This window comes from Algoriphagus sp. NF, assembly GCF_028823735.1.
GTDB classification, from domain to species: domain Bacteria; phylum Bacteroidota; class Bacteroidia; order Cytophagales; family Cyclobacteriaceae; genus Algoriphagus; species Algoriphagus marincola.
This window is the reverse complement of record NZ_JAPEIB010000008.1, coordinates 80,706-100,452: the sequence shown is the minus strand read 5'-3', so window position 1 is coordinate 100,452 and position 19,747 is coordinate 80,706. Positions and strand designations below refer to the sequence as shown.

Annotated in this window: 19 protein-coding genes and 1 riboswitch; of the genes, 13 read left to right on the top strand and 6 right to left on the bottom strand. The window is 42.4% G+C overall.

Annotated elements, in window-relative coordinates:
- Positions 1–114: 114 nt before the first annotated feature.
- On the top strand, positions 115–450 hold the full coding sequence (gene ytxJ, locus OU792_RS05700; RefSeq protein ID WP_134200280.1) for a bacillithiol system redox-active protein YtxJ: 336 nt from the start codon (positions 115–117) through the stop codon (positions 448–450).
- Positions 451–569: 119 nt separating this feature from the next.
- Positions 570–3,425 carry an outer membrane beta-barrel protein gene (locus OU792_RS05695; RefSeq protein WP_134200278.1) on the top strand — a complete coding sequence of 952 codons (2,856 nt, stop codon included), beginning with the start codon at positions 570–572 and terminating at the stop codon, positions 3,423–3,425.
- 65 nt (positions 3,426–3,490) lie between these two features.
- Here OU792_RS05695 and OU792_RS05690 read toward each other — a convergent pair whose 3' ends face one another.
- Both OU792_RS05690 and gpmI read right to left on the bottom strand, forming a co-directional pair.
- Positions 3,491–4,060, bottom strand: a complete 570-nt coding sequence (locus OU792_RS05690; protein ID WP_134200276.1) for a hypothetical protein — start codon at positions 4,058–4,060, stop codon at positions 3,491–3,493.
- Positions 4,060–5,583 (bottom strand): 2,3-bisphosphoglycerate-independent phosphoglycerate mutase, encoded by a 1,524-nt coding sequence (gpmI, locus tag OU792_RS05685; RefSeq protein ID WP_274669702.1) that lies wholly within the window; start codon positions 5,581–5,583, stop codon positions 4,060–4,062. The genes OU792_RS05690 and gpmI overlap by 1 nt, the downstream gene beginning before the upstream one ends.
- 133 nt (positions 5,584–5,716) lie before the next feature.
- Here gpmI and OU792_RS05680 point away from each other — a divergent pair, with 133 nt between their 5' ends.
- The 3 genes from OU792_RS05680 (at position 5,717) to OU792_RS05670 (ending at position 7,501) form a co-directional block, all read left to right on the top strand.
- On the top strand, positions 5,717–6,112 hold the full coding sequence (locus OU792_RS05680; RefSeq protein ID WP_134200272.1) for a DUF4783 domain-containing protein: 396 nt from the start codon (positions 5,717–5,719) through the stop codon (positions 6,110–6,112).
- Between the two features lie 54 nt (positions 6,113–6,166).
- Positions 6,167–7,024, top strand: coding sequence for a carboxylating nicotinate-nucleotide diphosphorylase (gene nadC, locus OU792_RS05675; protein ID WP_134200270.1), 858 nt, complete (start codon positions 6,167–6,169; stop codon positions 7,022–7,024).
- A gap of 72 nt (positions 7,025–7,096) precedes the next feature.
- Positions 7,097–7,501: an META domain-containing protein gene (locus OU792_RS05670; RefSeq protein WP_026946283.1), complete on the top strand. Its 405-nt coding sequence runs from the start codon at positions 7,097–7,099 to the stop codon at positions 7,499–7,501.
- Here the strand turns inward: OU792_RS05670 and corA are convergent, their stop codons facing one another.
- Genes corA through OU792_RS05655 form a run of 3 tightly spaced genes read right to left on the bottom strand, consistent with a single transcriptional unit; the run spans position 7,502 to position 9,804 of the window.
- Complete coding sequence (gene corA, locus OU792_RS05665) at positions 7,502–8,611, bottom strand: magnesium/cobalt transporter CorA (RefSeq protein ID WP_134200268.1); 1,110 nt, start codon at positions 8,609–8,611, stop codon at positions 7,502–7,504.
- Between the two features lie 3 nt (positions 8,612–8,614).
- Positions 8,615–9,556, bottom strand: coding sequence for a tRNA epoxyqueuosine(34) reductase QueG (queG, locus tag OU792_RS05660; protein ID WP_274669701.1), 942 nt, complete (start codon positions 9,554–9,556; stop codon positions 8,615–8,617).
- A 20-nt stretch (positions 9,557–9,576) separates the two neighbouring features.
- Entirely contained in the window at positions 9,577–9,804 is a 228-nt protein-coding gene (locus OU792_RS05655) for a hypothetical protein (protein ID WP_100628587.1), read from the bottom strand.
- 139 nt (positions 9,805–9,943) lie between these two features.
- Here OU792_RS05655 and OU792_RS05650 point away from each other — a divergent pair, with 139 nt between their 5' ends.
- The 5 genes from OU792_RS05650 (at position 9,944) to OU792_RS05630 (ending at position 15,864) form a co-directional block, all read left to right on the top strand.
- Positions 9,944–11,044 carry a vWA domain-containing protein gene (locus OU792_RS05650; RefSeq protein ID WP_100628588.1) on the top strand — a complete coding sequence of 367 codons (1,101 nt, stop codon included), beginning with the start codon at positions 9,944–9,946 and terminating at the stop codon, positions 11,042–11,044.
- Between the two features lie 8 nt (positions 11,045–11,052).
- On the top strand, positions 11,053–12,576 hold the full coding sequence (locus tag OU792_RS05645) for a magnesium chelatase (protein ID WP_026946278.1): 1,524 nt from the start codon (positions 11,053–11,055) through the stop codon (positions 12,574–12,576).
- A 92-nt stretch (positions 12,577–12,668) separates the two neighbouring features.
- Positions 12,669–12,923, top strand: coding sequence for a type II toxin-antitoxin system Phd/YefM family antitoxin (locus OU792_RS05640; protein WP_026946277.1), 255 nt, complete (start codon positions 12,669–12,671; stop codon positions 12,921–12,923).
- Complete coding sequence (locus OU792_RS05635; protein WP_274669700.1) at positions 12,920–13,177, top strand: Txe/YoeB family addiction module toxin; 258 nt, start codon at positions 12,920–12,922, stop codon at positions 13,175–13,177. The genes OU792_RS05640 and OU792_RS05635 overlap by 4 nt, the downstream gene beginning before the upstream one ends.
- 69 nt (positions 13,178–13,246) lie before the next feature.
- Positions 13,247–13,343: riboswitch (TPP riboswitch) on the top strand.
- Between the two features lie 133 nt (positions 13,344–13,476).
- Positions 13,477–15,864 (top strand): TonB-dependent receptor, encoded by a 2,388-nt coding sequence (locus tag OU792_RS05630; RefSeq protein WP_274669699.1) that lies wholly within the window; start codon positions 13,477–13,479, stop codon positions 15,862–15,864.
- A gap of 77 nt (positions 15,865–15,941) precedes the next feature.
- Here OU792_RS05630 and hflX read toward each other — a convergent pair whose 3' ends face one another.
- Positions 15,942–17,204, bottom strand: coding sequence for a GTPase HflX (gene hflX / locus OU792_RS05625; protein ID WP_026946274.1), 1,263 nt, complete (start codon positions 17,202–17,204; stop codon positions 15,942–15,944).
- A 170-nt stretch (positions 17,205–17,374) separates the two neighbouring features.
- Here hflX and rfbC point away from each other — a divergent pair, with 170 nt between their 5' ends.
- From rfbC to OU792_RS05610, 3 genes are read left to right on the top strand one after another with little or no spacing between them, the layout of a single operon-like run.
- Complete coding sequence (gene rfbC / locus OU792_RS05620) at positions 17,375–17,929, top strand: dTDP-4-dehydrorhamnose 3,5-epimerase (protein WP_274669698.1); 555 nt, start codon at positions 17,375–17,377, stop codon at positions 17,927–17,929.
- Positions 17,930–17,932: 3 nt separating this feature from the next.
- Positions 17,933–18,679, top strand: a complete 747-nt coding sequence (locus OU792_RS05615) for a tyrosine-protein phosphatase (protein ID WP_024284293.1) — start codon at positions 17,933–17,935, stop codon at positions 18,677–18,679.
- A 7-nt stretch (positions 18,680–18,686) separates the two neighbouring features.
- Positions 18,687–19,640 (top strand): NAD-dependent epimerase/dehydratase family protein, encoded by a 954-nt coding sequence (locus OU792_RS05610; RefSeq protein WP_274669697.1) that lies wholly within the window; start codon positions 18,687–18,689, stop codon positions 19,638–19,640.
- Positions 19,641–19,747: the final 107 nt, after the last annotated feature.

Genomic DNA, 19,747 nt, shown 5'->3' with positions numbered 1-19,747 from the left:
ATAAGGAACTTATTAGAAGTAGACTGTATTTTTGCAAATATGTTGCGTTTTTAATTCGCATGAAGGTTAGTAAATTTTCAATTGAGATTCAGGTCAAAATTAGGAGAATAACGTATGAATTGGCAAAAACTTACCGATCCCGGACAAATTGATGTAATCAAGCAGCAGAGTAAAGACATGCCAGTCTTGATTTTCAAGCATAGTACGCGATGCTCCATCAGCAGTATGTCACTCGACAGACTAGCACGCAATTGGAAGAAAGAAGATGAGCAGCGTCTGATACCCTATTTTTTAGATCTGATTGCTTTCCGATCGCTATCCGATCAAGTTGCCATTGACTTTGGAGTTCCTCATCAATCTCCTCAAGCCATTCTCATTAAAGATGGGAAGGTCGTATTTGAGGACAGCCATTTTGGGATTTCATACAATAGTATCATGGCTAAAATTTAGGGAAAACCATACCCGTATTTTGCCTTTTATCCCCAAGATAATCCATTCTTATTTTTTCTTCAGATTAGTTTAAACCCTAGGCTTTTTCATTGAGTCAAAGTAGTTGAACTTTGCTCATTATGAAAAAAATTATACCTCTCATTTTATTGGTTGTCAGCTTTTTATCTAGCAACTCTATTTTTGCCCAGCGAAGCCAAACTCAGCCCGAGCGAAAACTGACCGGGATCGTTATAGACGGAACCATTAACCAGCCGATGGTTGGAGCTAATGTCCAAATAAAAACACTGGCCGACTCCCTGCTTCGGGGAGCAGTAACAGACGGACAGGGAAAATTTGAAATTGTACGGCCTGATATCCCTCAGGTGAAAATCGAAATCACCTTCATAGGCTATGAAAAGATATCCAAAGTCCACAATCTGCGAGATGCAAGCGATTTAGGAAGGCTTGTATTGATGGAGGACACCAAAGAATTGGGAGAAGTATTGATCGAAGGGCAGGTCCCCGTCGGGGAGCAACGAGGCGACACGACTTCTTTCAATGCGAATGCATTCAAAACCATGGAGAATGCCCAAGCAGAAGATTTGATTCGTAAAATGCCCGGGATCACGATGCAGGGAGGTCAACTCCAAGCGCAGGGCGAAGCAGTTCAAAAGGTGCTTGTCGATGGTCGAGAGTTCTTTGGTTCGGATCCAAGTATTGCCTTACGAAACCTACCTGCAGATGCTATTGAGCGAGTCGAAGTACTTGATCAGCGCTCAGACCAGAGCCGTTTGACAGGTTTTGACGATGGCAACTACTCCAAGACTATCAATATCATTTTGAGAGAGGATCGTAAAAACGGTCAGTTTGGAAGGGTTTATGGCGGATATGGAACAGATGAGCGATATTCTGGCGGGGGTAGCTTAAACTTTTTCAACGGAGATCGGCGATTCTCCATTCTAGGCCTGACCAATAACATAAATCAGCAAAATTTCTCCTCACAGGATCTGGCCGGCTTGAGTGCTAACTCCGGTGGCGGCGGACGTGGTGGACGCGGAGGTGGCCGATGGGGCGGCGGGGGAAATAATAACTTCTTCGTGGGCAATGACATCGGTATCATTGCTACCAATGCATTGGGTTTAAATTACAGCGATAAATGGGGTAAAAAGGTAAACTTCACCGGTTCTTACTTCTTCAACAACACGAACAATACACTCCGTCAAATCACAAATGAAGAACGGATTATAAACGAAAGCACGAGTCAGTTTTATCAAGAAAGCCTTATCAACAACGTCGAAAACTTCAATCACCGGGCAAACGCCAGAATTGAAGCCGACCTGAATGATAAAAACAGCATCATCATCACGCCAAGCTTTTCAATTCAAAACAACCGGACGTTCAGCGACCGCGATGCCTTGACACTAGGCAATGAGGGAGATTCTCTTTCCGCTCTTCGCTCAGTCTCGGAAGCGGAGACTAAAGCTTTCAATATTTCAAATAATATTACCTATCGCTATAAATTTGACAAACCCCGAAGAACACTTTCTACGGACATTTCTACTACTTGGAGTAATCGGGATCAACTTTCTGACTTAGAAGCTGCAAGCAGGGATTTTCAACGAAATCAGTTAGACACTACCATTCAAAAGACAGACGCATTGAATGATGGCTTCAACTATCGGGTGAATGTCACCTTTACGGAGCCATTGGGAGAAAAAGGCATGGGAACCTTTGGCTACCAAGTTTCCAACAACAAAACCCTTGCTGATCAAAAAACACGAGTTTTCAACGAAGAAAACCTCCCCGTTTTGGATACGGCATTGAGTAATGAGTTTGATAATAAATTTATCACGCAGCGCCTGAGAAGTGGCTATGCTTACAACAATAATGGTTATAGCATCAACTTAAACTTGGATTATCAGTTCGCTAGGTTGGACAATGAGGCCTTTTTCCCCGAGCCAGGCGTTTTCCGTCGGGATTTCAACAATATCCTACCAAGTGCCAATATCAATTACAGAAATCGAGAATCAGGGTTTAGCTGGAGAATTCGCTATCGAACAGATACCGATGAACCAAGTGTGAATCAATTGCAAAACGTGATTAACAATCAAAACCCGCTCAATCTCAGTGTGGGAAATCCCAATCTTGGGCAGAGCTATAATCACAATATTTTCGCCAATATAGCAAAGGTGAATCTGGAGAAATCAAAGACTTTCTTCACCTTCATCAATTACTCAGCTACCAGTAACTTTATCGGAAACAGCACCTTTGTTGCTGCCCAAGATACACTGATCAATGGTGAGGTATTGCTGAGACCCGGTGGTCAGATTTCCCAGCCGGTCAATTTGGATGGTAATTGGAGATTGCGAGCCTTTGCCACTTATGGAATGCCCATTCCTAAACTGAAACTCCAATTCAATACCAATACACGAATCGGTTTCAACCGAACTCCGGGTATGATCAACGGGGAGAAAAACCTGAATGATAATATCGACCTAAGTCAAGGAATCACGATCAGTTCTAATATCAGTAAGAATGTCGACTTCTCGGTCAGCACTACCGGTACCTATACGATTGTAAACTCTAGCTTGCAGGCCAATCTGGATCAGAACTTCTACGTGCAAGAGTCTAATATTCGCTTGTATTACTCTCCAAACAACGGAAAGCTATTTGTAGGAAATACAGTGAATAACATGCTATACAGCGGACTTTCGGAAGGCTTTGATCAGTCAGTGTGGCTTTGGAATATAGAGGGAGGCTTCCGCTTTGCCAAGAATAACAAAGCAGAATTGAAGGTGGTGATCTTTGATCTCTTAAATCAGAACAACAGCATCAGCCGAACCGTGTCAGATGTAGCTATTACAGATGTATTTACCAATGTTTTGACCCGATACGGAATGCTGACCTTTACCTATATCATCGGCAACTTCAAGGAGCCTGAACCGGATGACAGCCCTTGGAGAAGAGCCCGGCCAAGCGGAGGTAGAACTTGGTAAACACACCACAAAAAAATCCCGACTCTCATCAGAAAGTCGGGATTTTTTATGAATTGGTAAATTGATTATGGCTGAACAGCTCCTTTGATTCTCAAATTATTTGCATCCAAAAACATAATCTTTTGGGTCGTTTCGATGGAATAGTGATCGATCTTTTGGGTTCGTTGATTCATATAAATCTCCCCAAGAATGGTTGAGGTATAGAAAATATTTTCCTTAGAAATCTTAAATGTCAACCAAATAGGTCGATCATCAATTATTCTAACTTTTATTTCCTTGACAGGGCTTTTTTCTCCAGGCAAAAGCATATGGACCAATACATCTCCCTTTACCTCTGTAGAAAATGCAGAAACCATAGAAGGCTTGTTGATATCAGCTCTGAAAAAAGCATCTAGCTCCTCCTTCCATTCTTCTTGGCTTAGTGTCACTTCCGTGGATTCCTCCTTTCCGTTGATCCGAGTGGTCTTCCGGACTGTCTCATTTCCCAATTTGGAAATTTCAGCCTCCACAAAACCGGCTACATCATAGTAGGGTAAGACATCCAATTCTCCTGGCTTAGCAATTCCAGGAGCATTTTCACAGGAATTCAAAAGGGTCAGAACAAACCCAAAAACAACAAATAGGCTAATTCTCATTAGTTGATCAGGATATTTCCGGTCATTTCCTCAGGGACTGCCACTCCCATCAATTTCAAGATGCTAGGTGCCAAGTCTCCCAATTTGCCATCGGCAAGTTCAAATCGATCATGCTTATCGACTACAATGAAAGGTACCAAATTAGTCGTATGGGCTGTATTTGGTGTGCCATCCTCATTGATCATCATATCCGAGTTTCCATGATCTGCAATCACTATGATCGTGTAGTCATTTTCCAAGGCAGTTTCGATCACGCTTTTTGCGCACTCATCTACTGCTTCACAAGCTTTCACAGCCGCATCAAAATCTCCGGTGTGTCCCACCATATCTGCATTGGCAAAATTGAGGCAGATGAAATTGGCTGATTTTCGCTTCAGTTCCGGATTGATTTTCGAAGCAATCTCATAGGCACTCATCTCTGGCTTGAGATCATAAGTAGCCACCTTGGGTGAAGGGCAGAGAATTCGGCTTTCACCCTCAAATTCCTTTTCTCTTCCTCCAGAAAAGAAGAATGTGACGTGAGGATATTTCTCAGTCTCTGCGATTCTAATCTGTTTTTTGCCTGCTCGCTCCAGGACTTCTCCTAAAGTGTTGCTAAGATTGTCTTTCTCAAAAAGCACTTTGATACCCTGAAAAGTATCATCGTAATTGGTGAAAGTGATATAGTCTAGATCCAGCTTTTTCATGTTGAAATCCTCAAAGTCTCGCTGCGTGAGTACCTGAGTGATTTCTCTTCCTCTATCAGTACGGAAATTGAAACAAACCACCACATCACCATCTGTCATGATACCAAGCGGTTTATTATCTGCACCAACATGGATGATGGGTCGAATGAATTCATCCGTCACTCCATTATCGTAGGACTTTTGGATGGCTGCTAAAATATTCTTGGACTTCTCTCCCTCACCATTTACCAGAGCATCATAGGCTAGCTTGACACGCTCCCAGCGATTGTCTCGATCCATCGCATAGTATCTCCCTACCACAGATGCGATTTTCCCGGTTGATTTTTGAAGGTGATTTTCCAAGTCCTGAAGGTATTTGACTCCACCTTTAGGATCCGTATCCCGTCCATCGGTAAAAGCGTGAATAAATACATCTTCCAGCTCATGATGCTTAGCTGCATCACAGAGTCCTTTCAAGTGGTCAATATGGGCATGGACTCCTCCATCGGATACCAGACCCATAAAGTGTACCTTTTTCTTATTCTTTTTGGCACTTTCAAATGCTTCCGTCAAAATCGGATGATCTTTTAATTCACCATTTTTGACTGCCTGATTGATTTTTACCAAGTCTTGATAGACCACTCGACCGGCACCGATATTCATATGTCCCACCTCGGAGTTGCCCATTTGTCCTTCGGGCAATCCAACAGCCAAGCCAGAAGCATCCAGTTTGGCATGGGGATAATTTTGATACAGACTATCTACAAAAGGCGTTTTCGCTTTGTCTATGGCAGATACAGCCGGGTTGGTAGCTATGCCCCATCCATCCAGGATCATTAAAAGTACATTCTTTTCCATAGGGGCAAATATATTATTTTTCTCACCATTGTGAGGGGCAGTTCCCATTCCGATTCAGATTCATTTTTTCAAAAAGCAGGAAAGCTACTTCCTAATACTTTTTTGGCTTAGTATTTGTCTAATTGATTCCCAAATGAATGCCCTCCCGTTTATATTAAGTTTATTCTTGATTTTCATGCCCTTGATGGACAAGGAAGATCTCAATGAATCCATCGATCCAGTGATTTTGGCTATTGATTCTGGGAGCAGCAGTGAACTAGCTCGCTATTTCGAAAATAGTATATCCCTGAATATCAATGGCCAACAAGGGGATTTCTCCAAAAACCAGGCAGAACAGGTCATCAGAGATTTTTTCAAAAAAAACCCTCCCTTGAGGTTTCAGCTAGTTTACAGAAGTGAAACCAATCCCAAATTGAGTTCCTACATCGGTGAATATCAAAGTGGTCAGGCAAGCTATCGAGTCTTTATAAAAATCAACCAACTCGATACAGATTTGAAAATTTACAGCCTTGGCTTTGTAAAAGCTTAAGGTAATTTTTCCAAAAACAGCGACTAAACCTTTCAATATGCCTATTTTTGTGGCATGAAGCCTGCCTATCTATCTGATTCAGCCCTAGATCAATTTATACAATCTGCCTTTGCCGAGGACATTGGTCCAGGAGACTATTCTTCACTCTCTGCCTTTCCATCGGATAAACAAGGCAGGGCAAGATTGCTCATCAAAGGCGATGGCATCTTGGCTGGAGTTGAATTGGCTGAGCGAATTTTCAAAGCTTTTGATCCTCGATTGGAGGTAAAAGTCTTCAAAAAAGACGGAGAGGCTGTTTCTTTCGGTGAAATTGGCTTAGAAGTCTCAGGTCCGGCGGCTTCCATTCTTTCTTCTGAAAGACTAGTCCTCAACTGCATGCAACGAATGAGTGGGATTGCCACCAAGACTCACCGTCTTACCCAAAAAATCCTTCATACCAAAGCTCGGCTGATGGATACCCGGAAGACAACTCCCAATTTCCGATTGATGGAAAAGTGGGCTGTTCACATCGGAGGAGGGGTAAATCACCGCTTTGCCCTTTACGATATGGTTATGCTGAAGGATAATCATGTGGACTTCGCCGGAGGAATCCGACAAGCAATCACTAATACCAAAAACTACCTCAAAGCGAATTCGCTCAATCTAAAAATCGAGGTAGAAACCAGAAATCTTCAAGAGGTCGCTGAGGTACTGGAAGTAGGAGGTGTAGACTATATCATGTTGGATAATATGGACTACGATACCATGCGAGAGGCGGTTGATTTAGTAGATGGAAAAATGAGTATTGAAGCTTCTGGAGGAATTACAGAAGAAACCCTGGCAGCTGTGGCTGAATGCGGAGTTGATTTTATTTCCATGGGTGCTTTGACTCACTCAGTGAACAGCATGGATATCAGCTTAAAAGCTTTTTAAAAAAGGTTAAAAATCACCATCTCAATTTTTTTGGCCTTTAATCTGCTTTTGTATTGGAAAAGCAATACCACTATGAAAGGCTTCACCTATACCCTGGCATTTATCTGGCTTATCGCCTGCAGCCCCAAATCTTTTCCGGATAGTAATTGGGAAGGGAAGAAGTGGGTACTTATCGAGCTGAACGGAAACCCTGTTCAGGTATCAGGTACAGACAAAGATGCCCACATTCAGTTTGATGCCGAGTCAAAGCAAATCAGCGGGAATGGTGGATGTAATCGGATTTTTGGGCCTTACGAAATTGAAAAGAATGAGCAACTACAATTCGGCAATTTAGGTTCGACCATGATGGCCTGTCCGGATAGCAGATTTGAAAATGCCTTCTTAGAAGCGATTCGAGCGGTTCGAAGTTACGCTTACGAAGAGGGTCAGCTCATTTTGAAAAATGGTGCTGGTACAGAAATCATCCGGCTTCAATAATCAGAGCCAGCGCTTGAGTCGAAAGGCTATGAGCATTCCAAACGCAGCAATACCCATTCCTCCCAAAACATAAAAATATCCATTTTGGGAGCTCAGTTCGGGCATGTATTCGAAATTCATTCCGTAAACACCTGCGACAAAACTAAGAGGAATGAAAATCGTCGAAATGATCGTTAAGACCTTCATTACATTATTCATCCGGTTCGAAAGACTATTCATATACAAGTCCAACACACCGGATGACATATCCCGAAATACTTCCATAGTCTCAATGACTTGAATGGTATTTTCATATAAATCCCGGATGAAAGGCCGGACTTCTGGAGAAATTTTATGCTCGGCATATTTGTCAAAAGCACCAATCACCTCCCGAAGTGGATAAACAGAGCGGCGTAAATCCATCATCTCCCTTCGCTGAAGGTACAGCGCATTTAGGGTTTCATTTCCAGGTTCGAGCATAGCTTGAGATTCCAGGTTTTCAATTCGCTCGCCGATATTTTCCATGACAGAGAAATAATTGTCAATCACTGCATCAAGCAAAGCATAGAGCAAGTAATCAGTACCTCTATGGCGAATAGGCCTTTTTTGGTCCAGAAGACGGTCTCTGACAAATTGAAATACGTCTCCAGCTTTTTCCTGAAAGGTGATCAAAATATTTTTCTCCATCAAAAAACTCACCTGCTCTTCCGTGATGGGTGACTCATGCGAATTGCACTGAATCATCTTTAGCGTAGCAAAAATGTACTCGTCAAAAACCTCCATTTTGGGACGTTGCTCTACGCTAAGTATGTCCTCCAATGTCAATTTATGGATCCCAAAGAGCTTTCCGATTTGCTCCAGCAAAGCGATATCATGCAAGCCAACCACATCAATCCAGATTACTTTCTTTTGCAAATTGAGGTGATCTTGAAGCTGCGAAAATTCGATTCGTTCTTCTAAAAATTCTGACTCATCATAGGTGATCAGATTGATAAAAACCTCTTCCTGCTTTTTCTCTCCTCCATATACCAAGGATGCAGGAGGAAGCCCCACTTTATGAGAGCGCTTTTTTCTCTTTTTAGTTTTAAAAAGGTTTTGAAATTGCTTCAAGGTGGACTGAGGACGAGGCATAGGCTATGGTTTCTTTTCACCTAGAAATTCGATATTTCTTTTGAGTCCTACAAATTTGGTACGCTTCACAGCAGACTTTTTAAAAACTTTCCGGAAAGTTTCTTCTGTCATTTCTATCCAGTCCTTTTTTGTAAAATCTTTTAAATCCGGATGAAGATCAAAGGCGGGCTCTTGATGTGGACGCGAAAAGCGATTCCATGGGCATACGTCTTGGCAGATATCACAACCAAAAGCCCAGTTTTCCATTTTATCTCTGAAATCGTTTGGGATGGAATCCTTCAGCTCAATCGTCAGATAGGAAATACAACGCGAACCATCCACCACTCCGGGCTGTACGATTGCATCCGTAGGACAGGCATCTATGCAGGCTGTGCAAGTGCCGCAATAATCTTTGGCTATTGGAGAATCAGGCTCTACTTCTAGATCGATGATCAATTCGGCCAAAAAGAAGAAACTTCCCATCTCCCGATTGAGCAGCAAACTGTTTTTACCTATCCAACCCAACCCGGCCTTTTGTGCCCATTGTCGCTCCATCACAGGTGCCGAATCCACAAAAGCCCGCCCTTCGATCTCCCCGATTTCTTCCCGGAGATCCTCCAAAAAAGTCTTCAACTTATCCTTGATGACAAAGTGATAGTCTTGGCCATAGGCATATTTTGCGATCTTGATATCCTCGGCTTTTTCAGGAAGTTTTTTCTCGGGAAAGTAATTGTAAATCAGGGAGACGACAGTTTTTGCGCCCGGAACGAGTTTGCGAGGGTCCAGTCGTTTGTCGAAGTGATTTGCTAAATAAGCCATTTGGCCCTGATAGTTGCGATTCAGCCAATCCTCCAATCGAGGCGCTTCTTCTTCTAAAAATTCTGCCTTAGCGATTCCACAAAAATCGAAGCCCAATCGCTTGGCAGTCGATTTGATGGTTTGGGCTTTTTTTTCTAATGAGGTCATGCAGACCCCAATTTATGACTTTATTCCTCTCGCCTCAAATCCGGTCTATCCTGATACCATTGCTCTTCAAAAGTCTCTTCGATCTGAACCGGTGCAACCAACACAGACCATACCATCCAGATGACCAAGAAAGGTCCTGCCATAAATAGCAACCATACCAATGGGAGGGCTACATTCAATTGAATCAGCGTCACGAAGATGATCAGAGCTCCCGTCACAAAACCTACCGCAAATTCATAATTCTTCATCTTTTTCGTGTTTTTAGTGGATAATGAAAACTCCATTCCCTTTCAGATTGTTATCCAGACGTGTAACTTATGATTTGATTAGCTCGATTTTTAGCAAGGCCTGTCTTGCTTCTCGAGTCTAGTATCTAAAAATCTGACTATGAAAGGCTTTCGCTTTACTCAATATATCCCACCCCAAGATCCAGAGAAAAATACCTTTGAGAATCTGCTCAATATTTTCCTTCAACTCGTCACGATGACCGGAGGAGATGTGGCAGAGGCACTCAACTGGCTTTCTAATCTGGACAAACGATACAATCTCACCAATCCCAATTATGGGATAGGGGACTTCATTGAAGACCTCAAAACCAAAGGGTACCTCACTGAAGAAAATCAAAAAGGGGAGTTCAAAATCACTGGAAAAGCTGAGCAAACGATCCGAAAATCAGCTTTGGAGGAAATTTTTGGCAAACTAAAACGAGGAAAATCAGGACAGCACAAAACCACCCACTCTGGTCCTGGTGATGAGCGGGGTACTGACCGTAGGGCTTATGAATTTGGTGATAATCTAGATCAAATCGCACTGACCGATTCGCTTCGGAATGCACAGGCAAATCACGGATTTTCAGGAGATTACTTGCTGACCGAAGATGATTTGGAAGTAGTTGAGCAGGAATACCGATCGCAAACTTCCACCGTGCTCATGATTGATATTTCCCACTCCATGATTCTATATGGTGAGGATCGCATCACCCCTGCAAAGAAAGTGGCAATGGCCTTGGCCGAATTGATTAAAACTCGCTATCCAAAGGATACCCTGGATGTGATTGTCTTTGGAAATGATGCCTGGCAGATCGAAATCAAAGATTTACCCTATCTACAAGTAGGACCCTATCACACCAATACTGTGGCAGGACTGGAACTGGCGATGGATTTACTTCGAAGAAGAAAAAATCCAAACAAGCAGATTTTCATGATTACCGACGGAAAACCTACCTGCCTCAAAGTCGGAATTAAGTATTACAAAAATGCCTTCGGAATTGACAGCAAAATATTAAATGAGACCCTCAAACTCGCTGCTCAATGTCGAAAGCTGAAGATACCGGTGACGACCTTTATGATCGCCTCGGACCCCTATCTGAAAGAATTTGTGAAAGAATTTACACAAGTCAATAATGGAAACGCCTATTACAGTTCGTTGAAAGGACTGGGCGATTTGATTTTTGAAGACTATAGAAGAAACCGAACCAAACGCTTTTAAACAAACGCATGGACTACCAAAAACTTACCGGAAAAGAACTAACCCAAATCCGAACTTTAGGCCAATTGAAGGCCGCCGGATATCAACCCAAATCTATTAAAGAAGAACTTCGAGACAATCTAATCGCTAAAATCAAGCAAAAGGAAAATGTTTTTGAAGGAATCTGGGGATATGAGGATACAGTTATTCCTGATATCGAACGCGCTATTTTGTCGCGGCACAACATCAACCTCCTTGGTCTTCGTGGTCAAGCAAAAACCCGAATTGCCAGGATGATGACCCTCCTTCTAGACGAATACGTACCGCTTGTGTACGGTTCCGAATTAAACGATGATCCTTTGGCACCATTGACTTCCTACGCCAGAAATCTAATCGAAGAGCGGGGAGATGATACACCGATCACTTGGTGGCATAGAAATGATCGCTACACAGAAAAATTAGCAACTCCCGATGTGTCTGTAGCTGATTTGATTGGGGATGTGGACCCTATCAAAGCCGCTACTATGAAACTCAGCTACAATGATGAGCGAGTTATCCACTATGGCCTGGTTCCAAGATCACATCGCTCCATCTTCGTAATCAATGAATTGCCGGATTTGCAGGCGAGAATCCAAGTGGCTCTGTTCAATATTTTACAGGAAGGGGATATTCAGATTCGAGGCTTCAAATTGCGATTACCACTGGATATTCAATTTGTATTCACAGCGAATCCTGAAGATTACACCAACCGTGGAAGTATCGTGACTCCTCTAAAAGACCGGATCGAGAGTCAGATCATCACCCACTATCCGAAGTCCATCGAAATAGGTAAAAAGATCACTGCTCAAGAGGCCAACCTGAAGGGTAAGCCTGTGGATAACATTTACATTCCGGAACTGATGAAAGACTTGATCGAACAGATTGCAGTCGAAGCAAGAGGTTCAGAGTATGTAGATGAAAAATCAGGAGTTTCGGCCCGATTGACGATTTCTGCTTATGAAAACTTGATTTCAGCAGCAGAAAGGAGGCTTTACCTGAATGGGGAAGAAAATACAACCGTACGAATTGCGGACTTGATTGGCGTGATTCCAGCCATTACGGGGAAGGTAGAATTAGTCTACGAGGGAGAACAAGAAGGCGCGGGTTTGGTTGCGTACAATTTAATTGGAAAAGCGATACGTTCTCAGTTTATCAACTATTTCCCATCGCCTGAGTCGAAAAAGAAATCAAAAGAAGGAGACCCTTATGTGATTCCTTTGGCTTGGTTTGGTGAAGGAAATGAATTGGACATTCTTGCTTCCCAATCAGATAAAGAATACAAGCAAGCACTCCATGAGGTCCCCGGCCTTGAAGAAGTAGTGACCGGATTAGTCAAGAATTTACCGGAGAAAGAGAAGGAATTCTTCATGGAATTTGCCCTTCATGGCTTGGCTGAATACTCTCAGCTTAGTAAAAATTTACTAGACACCGGCTTACAGTTCAAGGATCTCTTCAGCTCCATGTTCAATATGGGTCCTGGAGAGGATGAGGATTTTGACGAAGATGATTTATAAGAAAGGGGCTTTGGCCCTTTTTTCATTTAAAATCCTCTGACAACAATTTTGTAATAAATTATGTACATATTTGTGTACATAATAATTTTGATATGTTAACGACGACTTTATCTGATTTCAGGAAAGATATCAAAAGATACTTTGATCAAATTTCCCAAAATTTTGAAACATTGATTATAAACCGAGGAAAAGATAGTGGAATTGTGATCATGTCTTTGGCCGAATACAATTCCCTAAAAGCCACTCATCATGAACTTTCCTCTAAAGTAAATGAAGAGCGACTCGATGCTGCTATTCAAAAGCTAAAATCTGGAAAATCATTCGAGAAACAACTGCTTGAAGAATGAAATTCGTATTCGTTGAAGAATCTTGGGAGGACTATCTCTATTGGCAAAAAACCGACAAAAAGAAACTGAAAAGAATCAACGAGCTGTTAAAAGATATTTCCAGACACCCTTTTGAAGGAATTGGAAAACCAGAACCATTAAAATTCAAATATTCAGGATTTTGGTCAAGAACAATAGACCAAGAACATCGATTAATCTATCAGGTAAAAAATGATGAAATTCTAATTGCCAAGTGTAGATTTCATTACGATTGATTCTAAAAAAAAGCTGAAGAAGACTTAAATGCCTTTTTTGCTTTCAAACTTTTACTCCATACCTTTGCATCAGATCATAAGGGGTGCCCTAAAATCACGGGCTGAGATCATACCCATATTACCTGATCCGGGTAGTGCCGGCGAAGGGAAATGAGCAAGCAAAGTATACACACTGAAGGCAGGACTGGTACCAACTGGCTTTTTTGTCGTCCACTTTTGCAAAACGGGTAAACAAATACGGATGACTTCCCCTAAGTCCTCCCATGTTTCATCCAATCACCCGCAAGGGAAAAAGTATCATGAAAAATTTATGGCTAAGTCTGGCGTTTTGCCTGACTTTATCTGCTGCATTTGCACAGCAGCAAATCAAGGGAAAAGTAGTAGATCAATCCTCCAACACTCCACTAATTGGAGCGGCTATTTGGGCTGAAGGAACGGGTAGAGGAGTAGTGACAGACTCCGATGGGAATTTTACTCTAAGCAAGCTCCCTGATGGAAAAGTAACCATCCGCGTATCCTACCTAGGCTATGGATCCCTCACGGAGGAAATTACTTTGCCTTATTCCGAGACGCTTGTTTTCAAGCTTGAAAGCAAAGATTTCCTTTCAGAGGAATTCATTGTATCCGCCACTCGGGCATCAGAAACGACTCCAACGACCTTCAAAACATTCGATAAGGCCGAATTGGCCAAGCGAAATCTAGGTCAGGATATTCCGATTCTACTGAATTTCACTCCTTCTGTGGTCTCTCACTCGGATGCTGGGGCCGGAGTAGGTTATACCGGGATTCGTATTCGGGGTTCGGATCAAACACGAATCAATGCTACCATTAATGGAATCCCACTTAATGACGCAGAATCCCATGGAGTATTCTGGGTCAATATGCCGGATTTTGCTTCTTCTGTAGAAAATGTACAGATACAACGCGGCGTAGGAACCTCCACCAACGGTGCGGCCACTTTCGGGGCCAGTCTCAACTTCCAGACCGATACCCGAAGAGATGATGCCTATGCCGAAATCGACAATGGATTTGGCTCATTCAATACTTGGAGACATACTGTCAAAGCTGGTACTGGTCTTCTCAACAATCGCTTTGCAGTGGATGCAAGACTCTCTCAAATTACCTCCGATGGCTTTGTGGATCGTTCCTTTTCGGATCTCCGCAGCTGGTTTGTCTCTGGTGGCTACTACGGTGAAAAAAGCGTGATCAAATTGATTGCTTTCTCTGGTAAAGAACAAACCTATCAATCTTGGTGGGGACTTCCAGAGGATAAATTGGAAGATGATCGGACATGGAATTACTACACCTACGACAATGAAACGGACAATTATCAGCAGGATCATTACCAATTAATCTACACCGGACAAATCGGAAGCAACTGGAAAACAAATTTCGCGCTTCACTACACCTATGGCAGAGGGTACTACGAGCAATTCAGAGAGGATGATGATTTTGCAAGCTACAATCTGCCCAATGTAGAAATCGGTGAAGAAGTAATCAGCAGCACTGATTTCATTAGAAGAAGATGGCTAGACAATGATTTCTACGGTTTTATCGGTTCAGCTAATTATATATCTGACAATGGTAAACTCGACTTTATCTTAGGAGGTGGAGCCAATCGCTACGATGGAGGACACTTTGGCGAGATTATTTGGGCAAGAATTGCAGGGAATACCAATATCCGAGATCGATACTACGATAATAATGCAATCAAAGACGATCGGAATATCTATGCTAAAGCAACCTACGAAATCAAGCCGGGATTGAATATTTTCGGAGACCTTCAAGTCCGGGGAATTGACTATTCTTTCAAAGGGATAAATGATGATTTGAGAATAGTAGATGGCCAAGAGTCTTACACCTTTTTCAATCCAAAATTTGGCTTTTCTTATGAAAAAGGAGAACGAACCTACTATGCAAGTTTTGCAGTGGCAAATCGTGAACCAACCCGGTCTGACTTTACCGACAACCCCATCACAGAAGTGCCCCGGCCTGAGCGTCTAAACAACATCGAGGCTGGTGTCAGATCCAGAAGTGGAAATTTCACCTACAATGCCAACTTCTACTACATGGGCTATCAGGATCAACTCATCCTGACTGGACAGATCAATGATGTAGGAGCCTATATCCGTGAAAATGTGGAGTCTTCCTATCGAGCAGGAATCGAGCTAGACGGTGCCTATCAGCTTTCAAAGCAGTGGACTTTGGGAGGAAATATTGCCTTTAGCCAAAATAAAATCGCTGAGTTCACAGAATACATCGATGACTATTCCGTAGAGGAGTTTCAGCAAGAGACTTTTACCTACACGGACACCGATATTGCTTTCTCACCGAATGTGGTCGGGTCGGCTATTATAGAATTCCAGCCTACTAAAAATCTGTCAGTCAATTGGTTCAGCAAATATGTAGGCCGACAATTCCTTGACAACACCTCGAATGTGGACCGCTCATTGGACGCCTTCTTTACCAACGACCTTCGAATTAGCTATTCGGTCCAACCTCGCTATTTCAAAGGGTTGGAGATCAACTTACTCATCAATAATATCTTCAATGAACTCTACGAGCCAAACGGCTACACCTTTAGCTATTTTGTACCAGGAGGAAATGGACGTGAATTGATCACAGAGAACTTCTATTATCCTCAGGCAGGAACCAATTTCTTGCTTGGGTTGAAATTGAAATTCTAAACCTTGTAAAATAAAAGGGTCCTGCATTCTAATTTACAGGACCCTTTTTCAATAGTTATTGATTTTTTAATATGATTTTATGCATTCTCTTTTCCTTCGAATGAAATTACTTCATCACCCAGATAGTGTGGATAAATCTTTAAATGTTGCTTTTTGACTTCTTCGGTCAGGCGTTCTCGGAATAAATCCACGTTTTGTCCAGAACCGGCAGCCATGAATACAGGTTCAATTCCAGTCTTTTTCTTATATGCTTCTGCCAATGCCCCAAAATCCTTAAAGTCTGCATCCTGAAGATCCATCTCGGACATTTCCATGATTTTCTCTTCAGAAGGCATGGTTTCAACAAGATCTATTTTATTGAAAACCAAAAGAATGGGTTTATCACCGGCATTTATTTCCCGAAGTGTTTGATTCACCACTGCAATATGGTCTTCGTAGTTTGGATGAGAAATATCCACCACATGGACCAAAAGATCGGCCTCACGAATCTCATCCAGGGTGGACTTAAATGACTCTATCAAGTGGGTCGGCAGCTTTCGAATAAAACCAACTGTATCTGAGAGAAGAAATGGAATTTGCTCCAACACTACCTTGCGAACAGTAGAATCTACCGTAGCAAAAAGCTTGTTCTCAGCCAAAATATCCGTTTTGGTAATCAGGTTCATCAGCGTACTTTTTCCCACATTGGTATAACCAACCAAAGCCACTCTGACAATCCCCTTTCTTCCTTTTCGCTGAGTCTCACCTTGCTTTTCTATTTGTCTGAGCTTTTGCTTCAGCAGCGTAATCTTGTTTCGAATGTCCCGCTTATCCGTCTCGATCTCCTTTTCACCGGCACCACCACGAGTCGATGTACCTCCTCGCTGACGCTCCAAGTGTGTCCACATTCGGGTAAGACGGGGAAGCAAATATTGATAGCGAGCTAGCTCAACCTGGGTTTTGGCTTGGGCGGTTTGGGCGCGTTGAAGAAAAATATCCAAAATCAATAAGGAGCGGTCATAGACTTTCACCTTGAGTTCGTTTTCAAGGTTTTTCATCTGTGAAGGACTCAAGTCATCATCAAAAATGACCATATCCACTTCAAAATGCGTGATATAGGCCAAAATTTCTTCCAGCTTTCCCTTACCGATAAATGTGCGTATATCTGGTTTTTCCATCCGTTGGGTAAAGCGATAAACCGCTTTTACGCCTAAAGTCTCTGCCAAAAAAGACAGCTCTTCCAGATGTTCTTCTACTTCAAAGTCCGACTGCTGCTGACGAATCAGCGAAACCAACACAGCAGTCTCCTGCCTAGGCGCGGTATCAAACAGTTTTTGAAGTTTTCTTGAATATTTACTCATAGTATCTTTTCTTCTTGAATAATGTAGACTTCGCGTCAATAGTTCAGCTTTTCTAAAGTCTCAATCGACAGCAAGTCAAGTTTTAACAACAAATGTCGGGATAATTCCACGATATTGATTAGGATACTCGTCTACGGAATACTTATTTTAAAGCCTCAAACTCTACCCCCATGCCAAATATTATTACCACCAAACTCGACGGCTTGGTCGAGATAAGACCAAAAATCTTTGAGGACCCAAGAGGATACTTCTTTGAATCTTTCCGAAAAGACTGGTTTGATGAAGTGGGAATATCCGTCGATTGGAAACAAGATAATCAATCCTTTTCTCAAAAGGGAACCGTTCGAGGACTTCACTTTCAGAGAGCCCCATACGCACAAGCAAAATTGGTCCGAGTTGTACAAGGAAAAGTGTTGGATGTAGCCGTAGATTTAAGAAAGGGCTCTCCAACTTTTGGACAGTCTCACACGGTCCTGCTGGATGCACAGCTTCACAACTTGCTTTACGTTCCTGTTGGCTTTGCTCATGGGTTTTCTGTTTTAGAGGACGCGATTTTTCTTTACAAATGTTCTGAATATTATCACTTTCCAAGTGAAGGGGGAATTCGATGGAATGACCCGGCTTTGGAAATCGATTGGAAAGTGAGTGAGCCAATTATTTCCGAAAAAGATCAAAAATGGCCAAGTTTGCAGGAATTCAAAGAACAATCTGGAGGAGGATTATAAGAAGTGGGAATACTTGATTTTCTAAAGCGTAAACCGGTAGAGGTAGAGGAACTTGATTTGAGTTGGTTGAGAGCAGATATGCACTCCCATTTGATCCCGGGCATCGATGATGGCTCAAAGACCATGGAGGAATCCCTGACTCTTATCCGTGAGTTGTCAGATCTAGGACTCAGCAAGCTGATCACGACTCCTCACGTCATGTCTGAATACTATCGAAACACCCCAGAAACTATTCAGATGGGTCTGGAAGACCTGCGAAGAGCCGTGAAAAAAGAGGGTTTGGATATTGAGATCGAAGCTGCCGCGGAGTATTACATGGACGAGATCTTTTTGGAGAAAGTAAAATCCGGAGAAAAATTACTCTCTTTTGGTGACAACTATGTCCTAGTCGAGACAGGATTTATCAATAAGCCCCAAATGCTTCTCGAATCCTTTTTTCAAATGGAAATGGCCGGTTATAAGCCTGTATTTGCCCATCCTGAAAGATATCAATACCTGATCGCTGATAAAAAACTCCAAGAGGAAATCCTCGAGCGCAATATTCTTCTTCAAGTGAATATGCTTTCTTTGACTGGCTTTTATTCTAAGCATGTCAAAGACTTTGCAGAAAGCCTCATCGATACCGGGAATGTTAGGTTTTTAGGCTCAGACTGTCACAATCAGCGATACGTGGATATGCTCAAAACCCTTTCGGCAACCCGATACTACTCCAAGATCAAAGAATCTTCCTGGCTCAACACCCAACTCTAACTCTTCGATGAATATCCTCATTACGGGAATCACGGGACTTTTCGGTAGTTTTTTAGCAGCTGAGTTTTCTTCTCTTGGAAAAATTCACGGCATCAAAAGACCCAATTCTTCAACCAGACTGGTGGACGAACTCAATCTATCCATTCAATGGAAAGAAGCGGACTTAAATGATCAGCAGTCTCTAGAGGAAGCATTAGAAGGGATGGACCTAGTCATCCATGCAGCCGGATTGGTATCTTTTAATCCAAAAGACTCTGATACTCTGTATCAGACGAATGTCAAAGGAACCCGGAACCTGGTGAATGCCATGATCCAAGTTGGGATTCCTAAGCTGATCCATGTATCCTCCGTGGCAGCAATCGGAAGAAGTTCAGAGATCCATCGCGTAGATGAAAAATTCAAATGGACCGATTCTCCACTGAATACCGAATATGCCTGCTCCAAGTATGAGGCAGAGTTGGAAGTATGGCGGGGAGAGCAGGAAGGACTTCAGGTATTAATTGTAAATCCCTCAATCATCTTAGGCAAGATCTCCCATCAGCGAAGCAGCACTGCGATCTATGACTATGTTTTGGAGCAGAAAAGCTATTATCCCAAGGGAAGCGTCAACTATATCGATGTGCGGGATGCGGCGAAAGTCTCCCGGATCCTTTTTGAAAAACAAAAATGGGGTCAACGCTATATTCTCAGTGCAGGATCTGTTTCCTACCAATCCTTTTTTGAAAAAATGGCCCATACCTTTGGGAAAAAAGCTCCCAGCAAAGCCCTGCCAGATAATTTGCTCAGACTGGCCGTTTGGTATGCAGGGTTCAGCCGATTTTTGAGAATTTCCAAGATTCCACTCAATAAAAAAACAGCAATGCTCTCCCGATTAGAAATCCACTATGACAATCAGAAAGTCAAAGCTGAAACGGGCTATTCTTTCAAAAGCCTTGCTGAATCATTTCAATGGGCCAAGTAAACTTAATTCTCATTCTGTTCGTTGCAAAGTCTGCCAGAATCGGATCTGTTTTTTTTCACAAAAATTACCAATCCGAGGTATTGCTGCATCAATTTATTTGGTAACTT